We start from the raw sequence: 19,055 nt of genomic DNA, 5'->3' as shown, positions 1-19,055 counted from the left end.
GGGCCGCGTCGTCTGTCGCGGGGCTGCCCGGGGGCAGACTCGCGTCGGTGTTCAGCTGATCGCGCCCTTCAGGGCCTCGGAGAGGGCGCTCGCCTCGTCGGGGGACAGCTCGACGACCAGCCGGCCGCCACCCTCCAGCGGGACGCGCATGACCAGGCCGCGGCCCTCCTTGGTGACCTCGAGGGGACCTTCACCCGTACGCGGCTTCATGGCCGCCATGCGTGCCTCCTTCACCGGCCACCCACGGCCCGGCTGGACCGTGGTGTGGCGACTGTTCGTGCAGAGCTGTGCGGTCCATGATCCCGTATCCCCGGCCATCGACCAAGCCGGACCCCTCAGTCCGGGTGCGTCGCCCCTGCCCGGAAGCAGGTCGCGACGTGGTCGTCGACCATCCCGGTGGCCTGCATCAAGGCGTAGGAGGTGGTCGGTCCGACGAAGGAGAACCCCCGCCGCTTCAGCTCCTTGGCCAGCGCAACCGACTCGGGGGTGGTCGCCGGGACGTCGGCGAGGACCTGTGGCCGCGGACGCGGCGCGGTCGGGGCGAAGGACCACAACAGGGCCGACAACCCCTCCGGCAGGTCGAGCGCAGCCCGGGCGTTGCGCACTGCGGCCGTCACCTTGGCGCGGTTGCGGACGATCGCCGCATCGGCCATCAGCCGCTCGACGTCGTCGCCGGTGAAGGCGGCCACCGCCGGGATCGAGAAGCCGGCGAACGCGGCCCGGAAGGCGGGACGCTTGCGCAGGATGGTGATCCAGGACAGGCCCGACTGGAAGGCCTCCAGGGTGACCCGCTCGAACAACGCGTCGTCGCCGTGCAGCGGCACCCCCCACTCCTCGTCGTGGTAACGGACGTACTCGGGCGCACTCGTCGCCCAGCCGCACCTCTCGACCACGGCCATCTCCACGGGGTCCGGCGTCCGGCCGGTCACGGGACGGCGGTGTCGACGTCGTCGAACTCCGACCGCGCGGTGCGGACGGGGCTGCGCCGGGTGGCCAGCACGCAGCCGAGGAGCACCAGCGGCAGCCCGAGCGCCAGGCCCAGGGTGAACGGCTCGTCGAGCACCAGGACGCCCAGCAGCACGGCGACCGCCGGGTTGACGAAGGTGATCACCAGCGCCCGTTGCGGGCCGGCCTCCCGGATCAGCGCGAAGAACAGCGCGAGGGCCAGCGCGGTGCAGACCGTGCCCAGCGCGAGGAGTGCGAGCCAGGCCCGTGTCGGTGCCTCGACGGCGTCGCCGAGCCGGGGCACCGCGAACGGGGCGTAGACCAGCGCGGTGAACAGCAGCGCGAAGGACGCCGCCGTCACGCCCGGCACGTCGGGCAGCTTGTGGCTGATCACGATCGGGGCGACGGCGTAGCCGACCACCACCAGCGCGACCGCCCCGATCGCGCTGAGCTGGGCCCCGCCGACGTCCAGCCCCAGCAGGGCGACGATGCCCACCACCCCGATCAGCATCCCGACCACCCGCAGCGGGGAGAGCCGGTCCTCGTCCCCGGCGAGCAGGGCCGCCACCGCGGCCACGAACGGCACCGCCGCGACGAGCAGCCCGGTCAGTGAACTGGACAGCGACTGCTCGGCGTACGGCAGCAGCAGCCAGGGGCCGGTCATCTCCAGCACGGTGAACAGCAGCAGGGCCCGCCAGTGCCGGCGCAGTGCGGTGCCCAGATGTCCTCTGGCGAGGGTCCACGGCACGAGCAGCGCCGCGCCGATCGCGCAGCGCAGGAAGACCACCACGACCGGGGAGAAGTCCTCCACCGCCACCTTGATCAGCAGGTACGGCAGACCCCAGATCAGCGACATCGCCACGAACAGCGCCCAGCCCCGCCGACTCATCCTCGTCCCCCAGCCGCCGCCGTCACCGGGTCATCATGGCTCCCGGGTACGACGGTCCCGACGGCGGCGGACCCATGGCCGCAGGCCGCGCCCGGTCAGGCCGCGACCGCCGCCCCGGCGGCCCGGTCGACCATCCGCCGGCTGGCCGCCGTGCCGCCGAGCACCAGCGCGCAGCCGGCCACCACGGAGCCGAGGAAGAGCACCACCCCGATCGGCTCGTCGGCCAGCACGTCGATGAAGGGGGTGATCAGCGCCAGCGCCGTGACGCTCGCGCCGCCCACGCAGACCGCCAGCGGGATCCAGGTCTCCCGCATCCGGGCCGCGTGCAGGGTGGCCACCTCGGTCCCGGCCAGGTGCAGGGCGCGGTACTCCCCGGCGTGGTCGAGCACCCGGCCGGCCTGGGTGACCCCGGTGGAGACCGCGGCCAGCAGCGACGCGATCACCAGCGTGATCGCCGTCCCGGTCGCGATGTCCACCCCGAGGTGGTCCTCCTCCGCGCCGGTCGCCGCCAGGCCCGGGCTGACGCTCAGCACGCCGGCGACGAAGGCGACCAGCGCCACCCCGCCCACGCTGCGCCAGGCCGCCTTCGGGTCGTCGACGATCCGACGGCCGGCCAGCAGGGTCGGCACGCTGCGCGCCCGCCGGGCGACCACCCGGCCCAGCACCGAGATCAGCCACGGGCCGACCAGGTTGAACACCCACATCGCGCCGGCCAGCGTCCCGACGAGGATCGCCAGCACCACGATCGCGTCGAGCCGGAGCAGCCCGTTGGCGGCGAGCAGGAACACCCCGACCAGCACGAACAGCGGGAGCAGCCGGGTCCAGGACAGCGGCTTCACCCCGGTGCGCGCGGCCACGCCCAGCGGTGTGACCGCCACCCGGCGCAGCGCCGCCAGCGCCGAGACCAGGGCCACCAGCGGCACCGCCGGCAGGGCGAGCGCACCCCAGGAGCCGACCCACAGCTCCCCCACCGCGAAGGCCCGGCCCTGGAAGTGCAGCAGCGCCACCAGCGGCAGGGTCGCCCCGTAGAGCACCGCACCGGCCAGCGCGCCGGCGACCGCCTGGGCCAGCGCGTCCGCGACCGCCATCCCCGCGACCTGCCCGGTGGTCGCCCCGGCCAGCCGCAGCGCCGCCATCCGGGCGTTGCGCCGCGCGACGGCCAGCCGGGCCGCCGCACCGCCGAGCGTGACCAGCGGCACCAGGATGAGGGCAGCCGCGACGACGGCGAGGACGACGTAGACCTCGGCCATGCCCGAGGGCTCCGGCTCGGCCCGCTCGACGGCGGCGCGGTCGACGAAGGCGCGCAGCCCGCCCAGGGTGGTCAGCAGCGCCCAGGTCACCGCGGTGAAGGCGAGCACGGCCAGGCCGGTGGTCAGCCGGTCGGGCCCCTGCCTGCGGGCCAGCGCCCACCACAACCGCAGGGCGGCCCTCATCGGACGCCACCGCCCGGCGCCGCGGCCGGCGTCCGTCGGTCGTCGACCAGCTGGCCGTCGCCCATGGTGACCACCCGCCCGCACCAGGCGGCGACCCCCTCGTCGTGGGTGACGACGACGAGCGCCGCCCCGGCCGCCGAGGTGGAGCGGACCAGCAGGCTCATCACCTCCTGCCCGGTGGCGGCGTCGAGGGCACCGGTGGGCTCGTCGGCGAAGACGAAGCCCGGCGCGGTGACCAGGGCTCGGGCGATCGCCACGCGCTGCCCCTGCCCGCCGGAGAGCTCACCGGGCCGGCGCTGCTCCAGCCCGGCCAGCCCCAGGTGGTCCAGCCAGCGGGCCGCCCGCTCGGTCGCCGTCCGGCGGTCGACCCCGGCCAGCATCAGCGGCAGCGCCGCGTTCTCCACCGCGGGCAGCTCGGGCAGCAGCTGACCGGACTGGAAGACGAACCCGAAGTCCGACCGGCGCAGCACCGTGCGCCGCGCGTCGGACAGCCGGGCGAGGTCCTGCCCCTGCCAGGTGACCGACCCGGAGGTCGGCCGGACGATCCCGGCCAGGCAGTGCAGCAGGGTGGTCTTGCCGGAGCCGGAGGGCCCCATCACGGCCAGCGACTCAGCGCCGACGTCGAGGTCGACCCCGGCCAGGGCGTGGGCGGCGGCCGGGCCGTCGCCGTAGGTCATCCGGAGGTCCCGGGTGGAGAGGGTCGCGGTCATGGACCGATCGTCGGCCGCCGCCCCGGCGCACCGCGTCGCCCTGGGGACGGAAGCCCGGAGAGCCGGCTCAGCCCTGGGTCGTACGACCGGCTGGGGGTTTCCCCCGGTCGGCGGCCGGGCAGCGACCGGGCACCACCCGCAGCCGGACGACGGAGGTCCCGTGACCGCAGCCGATCCCGGGCGGCCCGACCGTCGGCGGCTGCTCGTCTCCGGCCTGCTGTTCGGTCTCGGCGCCGCCGGGGCGATCGACGAGATCGTCTTCCACCAGCTGCTGCACTGGCACCACTTCTACGACCGGGCCAGCGGAGCCGCCGGGCTCGTCTCCGACGGGCTGCTGCACGCCGCCACCTGGTCGGCGACCGTGGCCGGCCTGGCGCTGCTCGCCGACGTCCGCCGGCGGCGGTCGTTCGCCGCGGACACCTGGTGGGGCGCGGTGCTGGTGGCCGCCGGGGCGTTCCAGGTCTGGGACGGCGTCGTCCACCACAAGCTGCTGCGGCTGCACCAGGTCCGCTACGGCGTCGACCTCACCGGCTACGACCTGGCCTGGATCGGCGCCGGTGCCCTGGTGCTGGTGGCCGGTGTGCTGCTGCTCCGGCGGGCCCGCACCCGCAGCGCCCCGGGAGCCCCGGCACCGTGACGCAGGCCGTGTGGACCCTCGTGCTGGTGCCGGCTGCGCTCTACCTGGCCGGGGTGGCCCGCTCACGCTCGCCGTGGCCGGTGGGCCGGACGGCGGCCTGGCTGGCCGGGCTGGGCTGCCTGGCCGTCGCGCTCACCGGGCCGCTCGCCGCGACCCACGGCGACCTGCGTGCGCACATGGCCGCCCACCTGCTGCTGGGGATGGTCGCCCCGGTGCTGCTCGTGCTCGCCCGCCCGTCGACCCTGCTGCTGCGCGCCCTGCCGGCGCCCGCCGCCCGGCGGGTCAGCCGAGGGCTCCGGACGGCACCGGTCCGGGTGCTCACCGACCCGTTCGTGGCCACCGGGCTGAACGCCGCCGGGCTCTGGCTGCTCTACGGCACCGGCCTGCTGACGGCGATGCTGCACTCGCCGGGGCTGCACCTGCTGGTCTCGGTGCACGTGCTGCTCACCGGCTGGCTGGCCACGGCCGCCGTCCTGGCCCTGGACCCGATCGGGCACCGCCGCGGCGTGGTCGCCCGCGCGGTGGCGCTGGCGGCGGGAGCAGCCGCCCACGACGTGCTGGCCAAGGCGCTGTACGCAGCCCCGCCGGCCGGGGTGACCGGAGCCGAGGCCGGCGCCCAGCTGATGTACCACGGCGGCACGGTCGTGCACGTGCTGGTGGCCGCCCTGCTGTGGCGGCAGTGGTACCGGTCGCGGGCGACGGTCCGGGACGCCGAACGCGCCGCCCTGCCCACACCTGCCTGAGCGCGCCGCCCCTCCCCTGCCCCTTTGCGCGCGTTCTGTCCGCTCTGCACGTGCTGCGGCACGTGCAGAGCGGACGAAGAACGTGCAGAGCGCGACCGGGGCCGCGGCGGGTCAGGCGGGGTGGGCCCGCGCGTAGGCGGCGAACCGGCGCAGCGACAGCCGGACCCCGGCGGCCATCACCGGGCGAACCAGCGGCCAGCCGGCCCGGCCCAGCGCGCCCAGCGGGAGGTCCAGCCCCTCGGTCCAGACGAACGTCGACCCGCCGCCGTCCCGGGGCCGCACCTCGAAGGTGCCGGTGCCGCGCACCACCCGCCCGGTGTGCCGCACGTCGACCCGGCGGGGCGGCTCCCAGCCGGTGATCAGCATGGTGTCCAGCACCCCCAGCCGGCGGCCCCCGAGCGGACCGGGCAGCCGGACGCCGGTGGTGGCCGCGAGCTCCCCGCCCACGCCCTGCCCGTCGTGGGCACCGGCCCGCACGTCGGTGAGCAGCATCCACTCACCCTGCCGGTCCCAGTCGACCAGCGCCGCCCACACCTGCTCCGGTGGTGCGTCCACCTCCACCTGCTCCACCAGTTCAGGCATCGGCCCGCCTCTCCTCGTCACTCCCGGGGCCGTCCTCCAGGACGGGGAGGCCTCCGGGGTCGGTGTCTCGCTGGTCGACCGGACACTGGACGCCCGGCAGCTGTGCGCGCAGGGCCGCGATCTCCGCGTCCCGGTCGTCCAGCACCGAGGCCAGCTGGTCCAGCAGCCAGTCGACCTCGGTCATCCGGTACCCCCGCACGGCCACCGAGATGCGCAGCGCCCGGACGTCGTCGGCGACCACCGCCCGCCCCTCCGGCAGCTGCACCGGGGAGCGCTCGGGCTCGGCCGGGGGCTGCGTCTCGCCCCGGCCGAGCAGCAGCGAGGCGCCGAGGAACAGCAGCCCGCCGACCAGCAGCAGGCTGACGACGAAGACGAGTCCGGCCATGCTCAGTCGTCGACCGGGGCCGAGCCGGGGACGGGAGCAGAGTCGGGGACCGCCTCCCCGGCGGGCGGCTCCGACTCGTGCTCGGCGCGGGTGGCGTCCGCGGCCTGGATGATCGCGACCGCCTCGGCGACGTCGTCGGTGACGTGCAGCAGGTCGAGGTCCCCCGGGCTCACCGTGCCCTGCACCACCATCGTCTGCCGGATCCAGTCGACCAGCCCGGACCAGTACTCGCTGCCGAACAGGATGACCGGGAACCGGGTCACCTTGCGGGTCTGCACCAGGGTGAGCGCCTCGAAGAGCTCGTCGAGCGTGCCGAAACCGCCGGGCAGGATGACGAACGCCTGGGCGTACTTGACGAACATCGTCTTGCGCACGAAGAAGTAGCGGAACAGCACGCCGACGTCGACCCACTCGTTGAGCTCCTGCTCGAACGGCAGCTCGATGCCCAGCCCGACCGACGTGCCCCCCGCGTCGCAGGCGCCCTTGTTCGCCGCCTCCATCGCGCCCGGGCCGCCGCCGGTGATCACCGCGTAGCCGGCGTCGGCCAGCGCTGCGCCCAGCTGCACCCCGGTGGCGTAGTACTCGGAGTCCCGTGGGGTGCGGGCGCTGCCGAAGACGCTCACCGCGCGCGGCAGGTCGGCCAGCAGGCCGAAGCCCTCGACGAACTCGGCCTGGATCCGGAGCACGCGCCACGGGTCGGTGTGCACCCAGTCGCTGCTGCCGCGCCGGTCCAGCAGGCGCTGGTCGGTCGTCGTCCCCGCCATCTGCGGGTCGGGCTCGCCGCCGCGCAGGGTGATCGGCCCGCGGTGCCGGATCGGCCGCCGCCGGGCACCGTCGTCGGTCTGGCTCATGCGTCACTCCCGCTCAGATAGGCGATCAAGGCGTCCTCGGCCGGCTGCAGCCGGTCGACCCGGACGTGCTCCTCGACGGTGTGGGCCAGGTTCGGGTCACCCGGGCCGTAGTTCACCGCCGGGATGCCGAACGCGGCGAAGCGGGCCACGTCGGTCCAGCCCAGCTTCGCCCGGGCCGGCTGCCCGACCGCGGCGACGAAGGCCGCGGCGGCCGGCTCCGACAGGCCGGGCAGCGCGCCGCCGGAGGTGTCGGTGAGCTCCAGGGTGACCCCGGCGGCCAGCGCGTCGGCGAACACCTCGCGCACGTACGCCAGGGCCTGGTCCTCGTCCCGGTCCGGGGCGAACCGGAAGTTCACGGTCACCCGGCAGACGTCGGGGACGACGTTGCCGGCGACCCCGCCCTCGATCCGCACGGCGTTGAGCCCCTCGCGGTAGCGGAGACCGTCGATCTCGACCTCCCGCGCCTGGTGGGCGGCCAGGGTGGCGAGGATGCCGGCGGCGCCGTGCACGGCGTTGACGCCGAGCCAGGAGCGGGCGCTGTGCGCACGGGTCCCGGGCACGGTGAGGACGACGCGCAGCGTGCCCTGGCAGCCGCCCTCGACCACCCCGTCGGTGGGCTCCAGCAGCACCGCCAGGTCGCCGTACAGCCAGCCGCGGCGCTCCCGGGCCACCCGGCCCAGGCCGTTGCGGACCGCCTCGACCTCCTCGTTGTCGTAGAAGACGAACGTGAGGTCGCGGGCCGGCTGCGCCCCGGGGACGCCGAACATCCCGGCCAGCCGCAGCATCACCGCGTCGCCGGCCTTCATGTCGCTGGTACCGCAGCCGTAGAGCCGTTCCTCGCCGTCGACGACCTCGATCCGACTGGGCAGGTTGTCGGCGATCGGCACGGTGTCCAGGTGCCCGGCGAGCACGATCCGGGTGGGCCGGTCCAGGTTCGTGCGGGCCAGCACCGTGTCCCCCACCCGCTCGACCTCCAGGCCGCCCAGCCCGCGCAGCGCCGCCTCGACGGCGTCGGCCAGTGGCCCCTCGGTGCCCGAGACCGAGGGCGCGTCGACCAGGGCCCGGGTCAGGGTGAGGACGTCGGCGCTCAGGTCGAGCGGGGGCAGCGGCTGGTCGGCGGGGCTCACGACCGCCGAGGGTAGTGAGGGAGGACCTGGCTGCCCCCCGCCCCTCGCCGACGCCAGGCCGTGCCCCTGCAGCCAGGCCGCGCTGCGACACCCTGGGTAGCCTGACTGCCCGTGACGACCGCTGCAGAGACCATCGGCGCGAACGGCGTCGGCATCGCCACCCTCACCTCCGACGGGACGGTGCTCGACACCTGGTTCCCCTCCCCGACGCTCAGCAGCGCCGACCAGGGCGAGAGCGGCACCCAGCCGATCGGGGTGCTGGAGCTGGAGGGGCTGCTCGGGCCCGACTTCTCCGGGCTGGTCCGCACCGACGAGGCCCGCGGCGTGCAGTCGGTCGCCGTCTCCACCACCATCGCCGACCTCTCCGCCCCGCCGGTCGACGCCCACGACGTCTACCTGCGCCTGCACCTGCTCTCCGCCCGGCTGGTGCGGCCGCACGGGGTCAACATGGACGGCGTCTTCGGGCTGCTGGCCAACGTGGCCTGGACCAGCGCGGGCCCGGTGCTCGCCACCGAACTGGACGCGGCGCGCGCCCGGCTGCGCTCGGACGCCGGGCACCTGACCGTCTTCGGGGTCGACAAGTTCCCGCGGATGGTCGACTACGTCGTCCCCTCGGGCGTGCGGATCGCCGACGCCGACCGGGTGCGGCTGGGCGCGCACCTCGCCGAGGGCACCACGGTGATGCACGAGGGCTTCGTCAACTTCAACGCCGGCACGCTGGGCCCCTCGATGGTGGAGGGCCGGATCAGCGCGGGGGTCGTCGTCGGTGCCGACTCCGACGTCGGCGGCGGCGCCTCGATCATGGGCACGCTCTCCGGTGGCGGCAAGCAGGTCATCTCGATCGGCAAGGGCTGCCTGCTGGGCGCCAACGCCGGCATCGGCATCTCCCTCGGCGACGGCTGCGTGGTCGAGGCCGGCTGCTACGTCACCGCCGGGTCGAAGGTGGCGCTCCCCGACGGGACGTCGATCAAGGCCGGCGAGCTCTCCGGTCGCGACGGCCTGCTGTTCCGCCGCAACTCCCTCAGCGGCGCGCTCGAGGCCCTGCCCCGTGACGGCGACTGGGGCGCCCTCAACGCCGCACTGCACGCCAACTGAGGTCGGGGGCCGCCGCGCGGGCCCTCGCCTTCCAGGTACCTGACAGTTCGGCGACCTACGATCGGCGCGATGGTGAGCCCCCCGGTCGCGGGCCGACGGCCCCCGCCGCGGGCCGCCCGCCCCGCGGCACGTCCGGCGCGCCGTCCCCCGGCCCGACCCGCCCCGCGGCGCCGTGCCCGCCGGACGAGTCGCGCACGGACGCTGTGGCCGCTGGTGCTCGTCGCCGCCCTCCTCGCCGCCGTCGCGCTGCTCTGGCGGGAGGAGGAGGGCACGCCGTCGGTGCTCGCCGGGTGCACGGTCCCCGGCTCGGACGTCAGCGTCACCGCCGAGCAGGCGGCCAACGCGGCGACGATCGCGGCGGTCGCCCGCTCGCGTGGCCTGCCGCCGCGGGCCACCGTCATCGCGCTGGCGACCGCGCAGCAGGAGTCCCGGCTGCGCAACCTCGACTACGGCGACCGCGACTCCCTCGGTCTGTTCCAGCAGCGACCCTCGCAGGGCTGGGGCAGCGAGGCGCAGGTGCGGGACCCGGTCTACTCGGCCGGCAAGTTCTTCGACGGCCTGGTGGAGGTGCCCGGCTGGGAGACCGGACGGCTCACCGAGGTGGCCCAGGCGGTCCAGCGCAGCGGCTACCCGGAGCTGTACCAGCAGTGGGAACCGATGGCGAGCGCGCTGAGCGGTGCCCTGCTCGCCACCTCCCCGGAGGCCCTGACCTGCGGCGCGGCGCCGGGCGCCGGTCCGGCCACCCTGGCCGACCGGACGGCCGTGGTCACCGAGGCCGCCCGGCGGGAGGCCGGCCCGCCCACGGTCGAGACCGACGGCACCGTCTCCATCGCCGGCGCCGGCTGGCCGGAGGCCACCTGGGCGGTGGCGCACGCCGAGCGCTTCGGCCTCACCGAGGTGGTGATGGACGGCTGGCGCTGGACCCCCGCGGTCGGCTGGGAGAGCACCCCGAGCACGTTCGAGCTCCCGCTCCGGCTGCGACTGGGCTGACCCGAGCTCAATCCGCCGCTACGAGCCCGAAGGCCGTCGCCGCGCCCGCAGCAGCGGGCGAGCGCGCGGTCCCACCGGGTCTCGCTCCAGGGCGGCACCGGGGAGCACGGCCGGCCGGCGCTGACCGGCCGACTCGGCGCCACTCAGCACCAGACCGAGCACCGCGAGGCCGAAGAGCAACGTCATGAGCCCCGGACGGATCGCGGTCCGGTCGACCGACTGGGACTCCCTGGCCCGAACACTGTCCGGCGCCTCCATCCCGGACGCTCTCGCGCAGCTGTCGTGCACCTTCCACCCGACCCAGGCGACCGGTCCGGTCGACGACCGGGCGGCCCGGTCGCCCACGTCGTCCGTCGGGAGGCCGGCGCCGACCGTCCGGCCCGCCGATGTCATTGCGGTCCTCGGCCGGGTTGCCGGGGGCCAGGTGGACGGTGGCGCAGGCCGAGCGGCTGCAGTGGACCGAGGTGGTCCGGGCCAGCAGGCGGTGGACGGCGGCTCGGCGGGCCGCGGATTCGCCGCTCACCCTCCGGTTGGTCGGCGGAGCTCCGGCACCGCCGCGGCTCTCGCGTGGGCGGAGACGCACAGACAGGTGCGGGGCGGAGCCGCCGGCTCCGCCCCGCACCCGTCCGGCTGGATCAGGCGACGCAACCGCCGAGGGCGATCGTGCCGTCGATGGCCTTGATCTGGTTCTGGACGGCGCCGAGCTTGTCCTCCAGCGCGGCGACGGTGACGACCTGCGCGGCGATCGCTTCCTTGTTCTGCTTCTTCTGCGCCTGGAGGTCGCGGAGCACCTTCTGCGCGGCGGTGACCTGCCCGTCCAGCGTGATCACCTGCGCCTGCAGGGCCTTGAGCTGGGCTTCGGTGGCGCTGACCTCACCGCTCAGCTTGTCCAGCTGGGTCAGCAGCGGAGCGACCCGGCTCTGCAGCGACAGGATCTCGGCCTCCTTGGCGGTGATCTGGGTGTTGATCCCGGTCAGCTTGCTGACCACCGCGTCCAGGTCGCCGGTGAGCTTGGTGACCTCGCCCTGCTGAGCGGTCACCGCGGCCTTCGCATCGTCCAGCGCCTTCTGCAGCGCCGGCAGCTGGCTGCGCAGGTCGGCCACCTGGGTCGCCTTGTCCAGCACCGCCTGGTTGGCGACGGCGAGGGCCTTGTTGGCCTCCGCCAGCGTGCCGCGGAGTTCCTCGAGCACGGTCTTCTGGTCGGCGATCTGCTGCTGGGCCGCGGCCACGCCGTCGGTCAGCCCCGGCAGGGCCGCCTCCAGGTCCCTGATCGTCTGCTGCTGCGCCGCCACCGCGTCAGCGGCCTCGGCCGCCGTGGCCTGCAGGCCTGGGAGCTGACCCTGGAGGGTGTCCAGCTCGGCCTGCTTGGCTGTGACTGCCGCGTTCGCCTGGTCCACCGCGGCCTGCAGCGCGGGGAGCTGACCCTGCAGGGTGGCCACCTGCCCCTGCTTGGCGGTCACCGCGTCGTTGGCGGCGGTCAGCGTCGCCTGCAGCGGAGCGGCCTGCACCTGCAGCGCAGCGCTCTCCGCCTTCTTGGTCGCCAGCTGGCCGTTCAAGCTGTCGACCTGCGCCTGCAGCGTCTTCAGGTCGCCGGACAGCCCGGAGATCTGCGTGGTCTTGTCGGTGATCTGCGTGTTCACCGTGTTCAGCTCGGCCTCGTACGCGGCAATCTGCGCCGCCCGCGCCTCCCTCTCCCCCTTGCTGCCGCCGTTGATCGCCTTGAGCCGGGTGATCTCGCCATCCAGGAAGGTCTTGCGCGCCTGGAGCGCGGCCAGCTCGTCCTCGGCCTTCTTCTGCTCGGCCTTCTTGGCGGTGATCGCCGCGTTCTTGTCGGCGATCTGCTTCTCCAGCGCGGTGACCTCCGCGTTGACCGCTGCGGTCTTCGCGGTGTTGGCGGCGACGGCGTCCGCGGCCTTCTTGGCGTCGGCCTGCAGGGTGGTCAGCTCGCTCTGCGCCTTGGTGATCTCGGCGGTCTTCGCCGTGAGTGCATCCGCGGCGGTATTCGCGTTGGCCTGCAGCGTGCTCAGCTCGCCCTGCGCCTTGGTGATTCCCGCCTGCTTCGCGGTGACGGCGGCGGCGGCCTTCTCGGCATCGCCCTCCAGCGTGCTCAGGGTGGCCTTGGCCGCGGTGATCTTCACCTGCTGCGCGTCCAGCTCGGCCTGCGCGGCGGTGCCGCTCGCCACCAGCCGCTGCAGTTCGGCCTCGGCTTCGGTGACCACCTCAGCCGCCGTCGCCGCGGCAGCCTCGGCCTGCTCCGCCGTTGCGGTCAGCGTCGCCAGCTGCGCATCGCCGGCGGCGATCAGCTCCTTCGTCCCGGCCAGGTCGTCGGCAGCCTTGGTGGCGGCGGCCTCGAGCGTGGCCAGCTGCTGGTTCGCGACGTCGACCTGCAGCTGCTTGGCGGCGCGGTCGGCCTCCACGGCCTCGGCCTGCTCGGTCAGCGCGGCCGACACGGCCTGGGCCGCGGCCAGCTGGGTCTGCAGCGGCTGGAGCTGCGCTTCCACGGTGTCCCGCTGCTCCGTCAGGTCGGCGAGCGCCTTCGTGGCGTCCGCGGCGGCCGTAAGCGCGGCGGTCCGCTTGGCCTCGAGGCCGGCGAGCTCGGTGGTGGCGGCCGTGATGTCGGTGTCCAGCTGCTTGTCCTGCGCCTCGAGCGCCGCAATCGCCGCCCGGCCGTCGGCGATCTGCTTGGTGAGGGTGGCCGCACTGCCCTGGAGGGCCGCACGCTCGGCCTGCAGCTTGGTGATCAGCTCGGCGTTCTTCTTGGCCGCTGCCCTCAGCAGGTTCTCCTGCACCGTGCCGCGGTGCGCCATCTGGTTGGTCACGCCGTTGCAGATTCCGGCGGATGCGGCGGACGCGGCGGGAGCGGCGGCAGCCGGCCCGCCGAAGGCGACCATGCCCGCGAGGAGCGCGGGGATCATGACAGCGCCGGCGGCGCTGCGCTTGATGTACTTCGGTGCGGTCACGTGCTTCTCCCGGTGTGGCGTCGGCGTGTTCGTCCGGCGGGCGCGGATGACTTCCGCTGCCGAACTTCCTGGGGAAGACACTCACGGTCCAGCCTGTGGATGGGTTGAAGCACTTCTGAAGCTCTCCTGAAGAACCGCCTGTGCGGCTAAAGTTTCGACGCCAGCTGTCGGGGGGGCTTGAAACGGGGGAGACGTGGCCGCGAACAGGCCGCGGGTGCTGGTCGTCGAGGACGACGCCGTGATCCGCTCGGCGCTGGAGGTCGCCCTTCGCGGGGAGGGCTACGAGGTGAGGGCGGAGCCGGACGGGACCGGCTTGCAGCAGGTGGTGGCGGACTTCCGGCCGGACCTCGCCGTCTTGGACGTGCGGCTCCCGGTCGGCCCCGACGGGTACGCCATGGGCCGTCTGATCCGGCGCGCCAGCAGCCTCCCCATCCTGTTTCTCACTGCGGCGGATTCCGTGGACGACCGGCTGGCCGGGTTCCAGGCCGGCGCTGACGACTACCTGGCCAAGCCCTTCTCGATGGCCGAGCTGCTGGCCCGGGTACAGGCGCTGCTGCGCCGGTCCGGCCGACTGGCCTCCGCCTCCTGGCAGGTCGGCGACTTGCTCGTCGACGACGCGGCTCGCATCGTCGTGCGCGCCGGCGTCCCGCTCGAGCTGACCCGCACCGAGTACGACCTGCTGGTCATGCTGGTCCAGCAGGTCGGCAGGGTGCTGTCCAAGACCCAGCTGCTCACCCAGGTGTGGGGCTTCGACGCCTACGACACGAACCTGGTCGAGGTCCACATGAGCGCGCTCCGCCGCAAGCTCGAGGCCGCGGGGCCGCGCCTGGTGCACACCGTCCGTGGCGCCGGCTACGTGCTCCGGGCATGACGGCCACCCCGGCCCTCGGTCGCCGCATCGTGGGATGGGGAACGGCGGTCGTGGTCGTCGTGCTGCTCCTGGTCGACGTCTTCCTGTACGTCGCGCTCCGGTCAGGTCTCGAGCAGTCGTTGCAGGACCTGCTGGCCGACCGTGCGGCGATCGCCCGGGCCCAAGCGGACGACGTGCCCCCCGATGCCCTGGCCGGACGGTTGCAGGAGCTCGGTCTGCGGGCCGTCGTCCGCAGTCCCGACGGCACCGTCCGACGTGCCGAACCGCCCTCCCCGCAGCTGAACGGCAACTTGCCGCTCGCCACCGACGCCGGCACCGCGATCTCCCGCGTCGTGGTGCTCCCCGACGGTGGCCAGGTCGAGGTGTTCGCCCGGACCTCGGGGGTCACCGAGGCCCTCCGCAGGCTGGTCCTGCTGGAGGTGGCAGGCTCCGCGGTGGCGGTCGCCCTGGCCGCGCTCCTGCTGGGCCAGGTGTCCCGAGTCGCCCTGCGTCCGGTCCGGCAGGTCACCGCAGCCGCCACCCGCACAGCTGAGGGCGGGATGGCGGAACGACTGCGTCCGGACCGTCCGGCCACCGAGCTCGGGCGGATGGCCACGGCCTACGACGCCATGTTGGACGCGCTCGAGGCAGCGCTGGCGGAGGCAACGGCCGCTCAGCAGAACTCCGCGCTGCTCGCGGCTGTCGTCGAGGGGTCGGCGGACGCCATCGTCACCGAGAGTCTCGACGGGGTCATCCTCTCCTGGAACCAAGGCGCGGAACGGCTGTACGGGTACCGCGCCGGGGACGCGCTCGGGCAGCAGAGTTCGTTGATCGTGCCCGTTGACCGCCTGTCGGAGACCGACGAGCTGCGGCGGCGGGCCGCCGCCGGTGAGCGGGTCAGCGGCCACGAGACCGTGCGGTTCACCCGGGGCGGGGACACGGTGGAGGTCTCGGTGGCGATCTCTCCGGTGCGCAACTCCGATGGCCGCGTCGTCGCGCTCTCCGGCATCGCCCACGACCTGACTGCGCAGCGGACGATGACCACCGCCTTGGACAGGACGCTCGTTGCTCTGCAGGACGCGCTGGACGAGGCCCAGACGTCCGAGGAGGCGACCCGTCGGTTCCTGGCAGACGCAGCCCACCAGTTGCGTACGCCGGTCACCGGGATCCGGGCGTGTGCGGAGACGCTGCTGCGAAGCCCTTCGGAGGAGGACCGGCACCGTCTGCTGGCGACCATGGTGCGGGAGACGTCGCGCGCCGGGCGGCTGGTGAGCTCACTTCTGCAGATCGCCCGTCTCGACCAGGGCAGACCACTGGCTGCCGAGCCGGTGGACCTGGTCGCGTTGTGCGCCGACGAGGTCGACCGGGTCGACCTGCTCTCACCGGACCTCGACGTCCGGCTCACTCTCCGCGGCACTCCCCAGGGCCGCTGGCTGCTGGACGGGGCCGCAGTCCGGGAGGTACTGAGCAACCTGCTGGACAACGGGCGCCGGCACGCCTCCACCGAGCTGCACGTCGTCCTCGACGTCCAGCCACCCCAGCTGGTCATCCGGGTGACCGACGACGGCGGCGGTGTTCCGATCGAGGACCGCGATCTGATCTTCGATCGCTTCGTCAGCCTGGACGGGCGTGGCGGCTCAGGGCTCGGTCTGCCCGTGGCCCGCGGCCTCGCCCGGGCCATGAACGGCGACCTCCGCTACGACGCCGGGTTCGAGCTGACTCTGCCGGCCGTCGCGACGAGCGACCGAGGCGCGGAGTCGACCGGTGCCTCGCGGATCGGCTGAACGGCGTCCCCCGGCGGCACCTCACTGGAGGCGATGCCGAGCAGGACTGCTCGAAGGTCCCGCAGGTCCTCGTCCCGCACCAGGGCATGCGCGCCGGCGTGCAGTGCAGCATCCTCCAGCTCGGTGAACGAGGACAGTACGACCAGCTGTGCCCGGGGTGCGGCGAGCCGCACCTGCCGTACCGCAGCCACACCGTCCGCCCCAGGAGTGGGCAGCGCCAGGACCACCACGTCGGGAGAGGTGGCCACCAGCAGCGCCATCAGGTCCGCGAACGAAGGCGTGACCTGCAGCAAGCGGACACCGCTCCGGTCGAACAGCGCTGCCACGGCGGTCTGCATGGCGACGCGGTCGTCACAGACGACGCCGCTGGGACCGCCCCTCACTGGTGCCACCGGTCCAGCCTCCCAGCGGCGGTTGAAGGACTGCTGAAGGCGGGCCCCATGAGGCCACCTGGGCGGTGGCGTACGCCGAGCGCTTCGGCCTCACCGAGGTGGCGATGGACGGCTGGCGCTGGACCCCCGCGCTCGGCTGGGAGAGCACCCCGAGCACCCTCGAGCTCCCGCTCCGGCTCCGCCTGGACTGACCGGCGGTCAGTCGGCCGACCCGAGCAGGAAGGCGGTCGCCGCGCCCGTCGCGGCGAGCGAGCGCACGGTGTTCCACCGGGTCCAGCGGCCGGCGTTCTCCCGCCACGCCTCCGCGGCACCCGGCGCCGCGGCGTCCAGCCGGGCCAACGCGTCGTTGAGCGGGACGTTAGCCAGCACGGTGACCCCGACGACCCCGAACAGGTACAGCGCGACGCCGGTCAGCACGGCCGGCCGGCGCGACCCGGCCAGCTCGGCCCCGCCCAGCACCAGGCAGACCAGCGCGATGCCGAACAGCAGCGTCATGAAGCCCGGGCGGACCGCCGTGCGGTTGACCGACTGCATCGCCGTCGCACCGGCGGCGCCGGGCAGGGCGGTCAGGGCCGGCACCACCATCAGGCTGAAGACGGCGAAGGCGCCGGCGACCAGCCCTGAACCGACCGTCGCGACCACCAGCACGGGTGGGCGCGCGCTCACGCCCGGCTCCCGGCGAGCGTGCTGCGCCGCACTGCGTCGGTGAAGTCGGTGGCCGGGCGGCCCAGCGCCTGCTGCACCCCGTGTGCAGGCGCGGCGTTGCGGCCGTCCAGGACCTCGGTGAACAGGTGGGTCATCAGCTCGACCACCTCCGGCGGCACGCCGTCCCCTGCCAGGGCAGCGGTGAACTCCGCCAGCGGCACCGACCGGAAGGCCACCGGCCGGCCCGTCGCCGCGGCCAGCTCGGCCACCGCCGCGGCGAAGGTCAGCGCCCGCGGCCCGGTCAGCTCGTGGGTGAGCCCGGCGTGCCCGTCGTCGAGCAGTGCGGCGACGGCCACGTCGGCGATGTCGTCGGCGTCCACGAACGGCTCGACCACGTCGTCCACGGGCAGCGCCAGCTCACCGGCGCGCACCGCATCGGCGAACTGCCCCTCGGTGAAGTTCTGCGCGAACCAGCTGCAGCGCACCACGGTCCAGTCCAGCCCGGCGCTGCTGGCGGTCTCCCGTACCGCCTGCTCCGCCCGCTGCGCGGCGGGCTCGCCGCGCCCGGACAACAGCACCACCCGGCCGACCCCGGCCCGGGCGGCCCGGTCGGTGAAGGCGGCCAGGACGTCGTCCGCCCCCGGGACGGCGAGGTCCGGCGCGTACGCCAGGTACACCGCGGAGGTGCCGGCCAGGGCGGCGTCCCAGGTGGTGGGGTCGGCCCAGTCGAGCCGGCAGGCAGCGCGCCGGGAAGCGACCCGCACGGGCACGCCACGGGCCCGCAGTCGATGGGCGATGCGGCCACCGGTCGTCCCGGTGCCGCCGGTCACGAGGATCAGCTGTTCGGTCATGACGTCAGTACAGCGAGGCGGATCGAGACGATCCATCGCCGAGGAGCGCGATCACATGCGTCAGCGTCTACGCTGCGCCGCATGGACGCCGTCTCCGCCCTGCTCGACGGCCCGTACGCGCGCGGGGCGTTCCTGCTGCGCTCCCTGCTCAGCCCGCCCTGGTCGATGCGGATCGCCGACGAGGCGCCACTGACCCTGCTCGCCGTCCTGCACGGCTCGGCGTGGGTGGTGCTCGCCGGCGGGCGCACCGAGCACATCGGCGCCGGCGACGTCGCCCTGGTCCGCGGCCCGCAGCACTACACGGTGGCCGACGAGCCGTCGACACCGCCGCAGGTGTCCGTCGGCCCAGGGCAGCAGTGCACCCCCGTCGGGTCGGGCACCGGGATGGCCGAGCTGGGCACCCGCGCGTGGGGCAACGACGCCGCCGGGGGCACCGTGCTGCTCACCGGCACCTACCCCCGGCCCGGCGCGGTGGGCGAGCGGCTGGTGCGGGCGCTCCCGCCACTGGTGGTCGTCCCCGCCGACGAGGGCACGTCCGCGGTGACCCGGCTGCTCGCCGCGGAGGTGGCCCGGGAGGCGCCCGGCCAGGAGGCCGTGCTGGACCGACTGCTGGACGTCACCCTCGTGTCCGCCCTGCGGGTCTGGGCCGCCAGCCCGGAGGCACGCGCGCCCGGCTGGTACGTGGCCGCCGGCGACCCGGTCGTCGGGCCCGCGCTGACCCTGCTCCACGACCGCCCGGCGGAGCCGTGGACCGTCGCCTCGCTCGCCGACGCGGTGGGGGTCGCCCGGGCGACGCTGGCGCGGCGGTTCACCGAGCTCGTCGGCGAGCCGCCGATGAGCTACCTGACCAGCTGGCGGATCGCGCTCGCCACCGACCTGCTCCGCGACCGCAGCCTGACCCTCTCCGGCATCGCCCGCAGGGTGGGCTACACCAGCCCCTTCGCGCTGAGCACCGCGTTCAAGCGGGCCACCGGGGTCAGCCCGGCTGCCCACCGCGCCACTCTCGCGAGCTAGTGCCGCACCCGGCAACGTTCGCCCCAACGGCGGCTCCGGAGACAGCGCCACGCGCGTCGCGACCTGTCACACCGAGTGAGGGGTTCCGGTAGTGCCCGTTAGCCCTCGCCGTCGCCGTCGTCCCCCGAGTCACCGAAGCCAGTGCTCCCGTCTGGCGGGGGCTCCGCTGGCC

21 protein-coding genes are annotated in these 19,055 nt (G+C 74.6%); 8 read left to right on the top strand and 13 right to left on the bottom strand.

What is annotated here, in order from left to right; genetic code table 11:
- Positions 1-51: 51 nt before the first annotated feature.
- From IN07_RS24395 to IN07_RS16695, 5 genes are all read right to left on the bottom strand, one after another.
- A complete protein-coding gene (locus IN07_RS24395) occupies positions 52-219 on the bottom strand; it encodes a DUF3117 domain-containing protein (RefSeq protein ID WP_064972432.1) in 168 nt (55 codons plus the stop codon).
- Between the two features lie 116 nt (positions 220-335).
- Positions 336-929, bottom strand: a complete 594-nt coding sequence (locus tag IN07_RS16710) for a DNA-3-methyladenine glycosylase I (protein ID WP_269429970.1) — start codon at positions 927-929, stop codon at positions 336-338.
- Positions 926-1,834, bottom strand: coding sequence for a DMT family transporter (locus tag IN07_RS16705; protein ID WP_036337500.1), 909 nt, complete (start codon positions 1,832-1,834; stop codon positions 926-928). The genes IN07_RS16710 and IN07_RS16705 overlap by 4 nt, the downstream gene beginning before the upstream one ends.
- 95 nt (positions 1,835-1,929) lie before the next feature.
- Positions 1,930-3,267 (bottom strand): hypothetical protein, encoded by a 1,338-nt coding sequence (locus IN07_RS16700; RefSeq protein WP_036337498.1) that lies wholly within the window; start codon positions 3,265-3,267, stop codon positions 1,930-1,932.
- Positions 3,264-3,977, bottom strand: a complete 714-nt coding sequence (locus IN07_RS16695) for an ABC transporter ATP-binding protein (RefSeq protein WP_036337496.1) — start codon at positions 3,975-3,977, stop codon at positions 3,264-3,266. The genes IN07_RS16700 and IN07_RS16695 overlap by 4 nt, the downstream gene beginning before the upstream one ends.
- Positions 3,978-4,137: 160 nt before the next feature.
- On the opposite strand from IN07_RS16695, the gene IN07_RS16690 reads away from it, so the two are divergent.
- Positions 4,138-4,614 carry a DUF2243 domain-containing protein gene (locus IN07_RS16690; RefSeq protein WP_036337494.1) on the top strand — a complete coding sequence of 159 codons (477 nt, stop codon included), beginning with the start codon at positions 4,138-4,140 and terminating at the stop codon, positions 4,612-4,614.
- Entirely contained in the window at positions 4,611-5,357 is a 747-nt protein-coding gene (locus IN07_RS16685) for a cytochrome c oxidase assembly protein (protein WP_231558428.1), read from the top strand. Before IN07_RS16690 ends, IN07_RS16685 begins: the two co-directional genes overlap by 4 nt.
- Before the next feature lie 111 nt (positions 5,358-5,468).
- Here the strand turns inward: IN07_RS16685 and IN07_RS16680 are convergent, their stop codons facing one another.
- From IN07_RS16680 to dapE, 4 genes are read right to left on the bottom strand one after another with little or no spacing between them, the layout of a single operon-like run.
- Complete coding sequence (locus IN07_RS16680) at positions 5,469-5,939, bottom strand: SRPBCC family protein (RefSeq protein ID WP_036337493.1); 471 nt, start codon at positions 5,937-5,939, stop codon at positions 5,469-5,471.
- A complete protein-coding gene (locus IN07_RS16675; protein WP_036337491.1) occupies positions 5,932-6,324 on the bottom strand; it encodes a DivIVA domain-containing protein in 393 nt (130 codons plus the stop codon). The genes IN07_RS16680 and IN07_RS16675 overlap by 8 nt, the downstream gene beginning before the upstream one ends.
- Positions 6,325-6,326: 2 nt before the next feature.
- Positions 6,327-7,175, bottom strand: a complete 849-nt coding sequence (locus IN07_RS16670; RefSeq protein ID WP_052091382.1) for an LOG family protein — start codon at positions 7,173-7,175, stop codon at positions 6,327-6,329.
- Positions 7,172-8,302: a succinyl-diaminopimelate desuccinylase gene (dapE, locus tag IN07_RS16665; RefSeq protein ID WP_231558427.1), complete on the bottom strand. Its 1,131-nt coding sequence runs from the start codon at positions 8,300-8,302 to the stop codon at positions 7,172-7,174. Before dapE ends, IN07_RS16670 begins: the two co-directional genes overlap by 4 nt.
- A gap of 111 nt (positions 8,303-8,413) precedes the next feature.
- Between dapE and dapD the strand changes: the two genes are divergently transcribed.
- On the top strand, positions 8,414-9,397 hold the full coding sequence (dapD, locus tag IN07_RS16660) for a 2,3,4,5-tetrahydropyridine-2,6-dicarboxylate N-succinyltransferase (protein WP_036337489.1): 984 nt from the start codon (positions 8,414-8,416) through the stop codon (positions 9,395-9,397).
- 213 nt (positions 9,398-9,610) lie between these two features.
- Complete coding sequence (locus IN07_RS26745; protein WP_052091381.1) at positions 9,611-10,387, top strand: hypothetical protein; 777 nt, start codon at positions 9,611-9,613, stop codon at positions 10,385-10,387.
- A gap of 635 nt (positions 10,388-11,022) precedes the next feature.
- Here IN07_RS26745 and IN07_RS16645 read toward each other — a convergent pair.
- The gene (locus IN07_RS16645; protein WP_036337485.1) at positions 11,023-13,347 is read right to left on the bottom strand and encodes a coiled-coil domain-containing protein; all 2,325 of its coding nucleotides are present in this window, start codon (positions 13,345-13,347) and stop codon (positions 11,023-11,025) included.
- Between the two features lie 193 nt (positions 13,348-13,540).
- Between IN07_RS16645 and IN07_RS16640 the strand changes: the two genes are divergently transcribed.
- The gene (locus IN07_RS16640; protein ID WP_036337483.1) at positions 13,541-14,218 is read left to right on the top strand and encodes a response regulator transcription factor; all 678 of its coding nucleotides are present in this window, start codon (positions 13,541-13,543) and stop codon (positions 14,216-14,218) included.
- Positions 14,215-15,981, top strand: coding sequence for a sensor histidine kinase (locus tag IN07_RS24115; RefSeq protein ID WP_052091380.1), 1,767 nt, complete (start codon positions 14,215-14,217; stop codon positions 15,979-15,981). Before IN07_RS16640 ends, IN07_RS24115 begins: the two co-directional genes overlap by 4 nt.
- On the opposite strand, the gene IN07_RS24820 is transcribed toward IN07_RS24115, so the two are convergent.
- Positions 15,894-16,364, bottom strand: a complete 471-nt coding sequence (locus IN07_RS24820) for a response regulator (protein ID WP_269429972.1) — start codon at positions 16,362-16,364, stop codon at positions 15,894-15,896. The two genes, IN07_RS24115 and IN07_RS24820, sit on opposite strands and share 88 nt — an antisense overlap.
- A 74-nt stretch (positions 16,365-16,438) precedes the next feature.
- Between IN07_RS24820 and IN07_RS26740 the strand changes: the two genes are divergently transcribed.
- Entirely contained in the window at positions 16,439-16,564 is a 126-nt protein-coding gene (locus IN07_RS26740) for a hypothetical protein (RefSeq protein WP_269429969.1), read from the top strand.
- Positions 16,565-16,571: 7 nt separating this feature from the next.
- Here IN07_RS26740 and IN07_RS16625 read toward each other — a convergent pair whose 3' ends face one another.
- Positions 16,572-17,039, bottom strand: a complete 468-nt coding sequence (locus IN07_RS16625; protein ID WP_036337479.1) for an anthrone oxygenase family protein — start codon at positions 17,037-17,039, stop codon at positions 16,572-16,574.
- Positions 17,036-17,869 carry an NmrA family NAD(P)-binding protein gene (locus IN07_RS16620; RefSeq protein WP_036337477.1) on the bottom strand — a complete coding sequence of 278 codons (834 nt, stop codon included), beginning with the start codon at positions 17,867-17,869 and terminating at the stop codon, positions 17,036-17,038. The genes IN07_RS16625 and IN07_RS16620 overlap by 4 nt, the downstream gene beginning before the upstream one ends.
- Before the next feature lie 81 nt (positions 17,870-17,950).
- On the opposite strand from IN07_RS16620, the gene IN07_RS16615 reads away from it, so the two are divergent.
- On the top strand, positions 17,951-18,883 hold the full coding sequence (locus tag IN07_RS16615) for an AraC family transcriptional regulator (protein ID WP_036337475.1): 933 nt from the start codon (positions 17,951-17,953) through the stop codon (positions 18,881-18,883).
- The last annotated feature ends 172 nt before the right edge of the window (positions 18,884-19,055 follow it).

It is taken from the genome of Modestobacter caceresii (assembly GCF_000761485.1).
GTDB classification, from domain to species: Bacteria; Actinomycetota; Actinomycetes; order Mycobacteriales; family Geodermatophilaceae; genus Modestobacter; species Modestobacter caceresii.
Note: the sequence above shows the minus strand (reverse complement) of the source record. Positions and strands in the feature narration are given on the sequence as shown.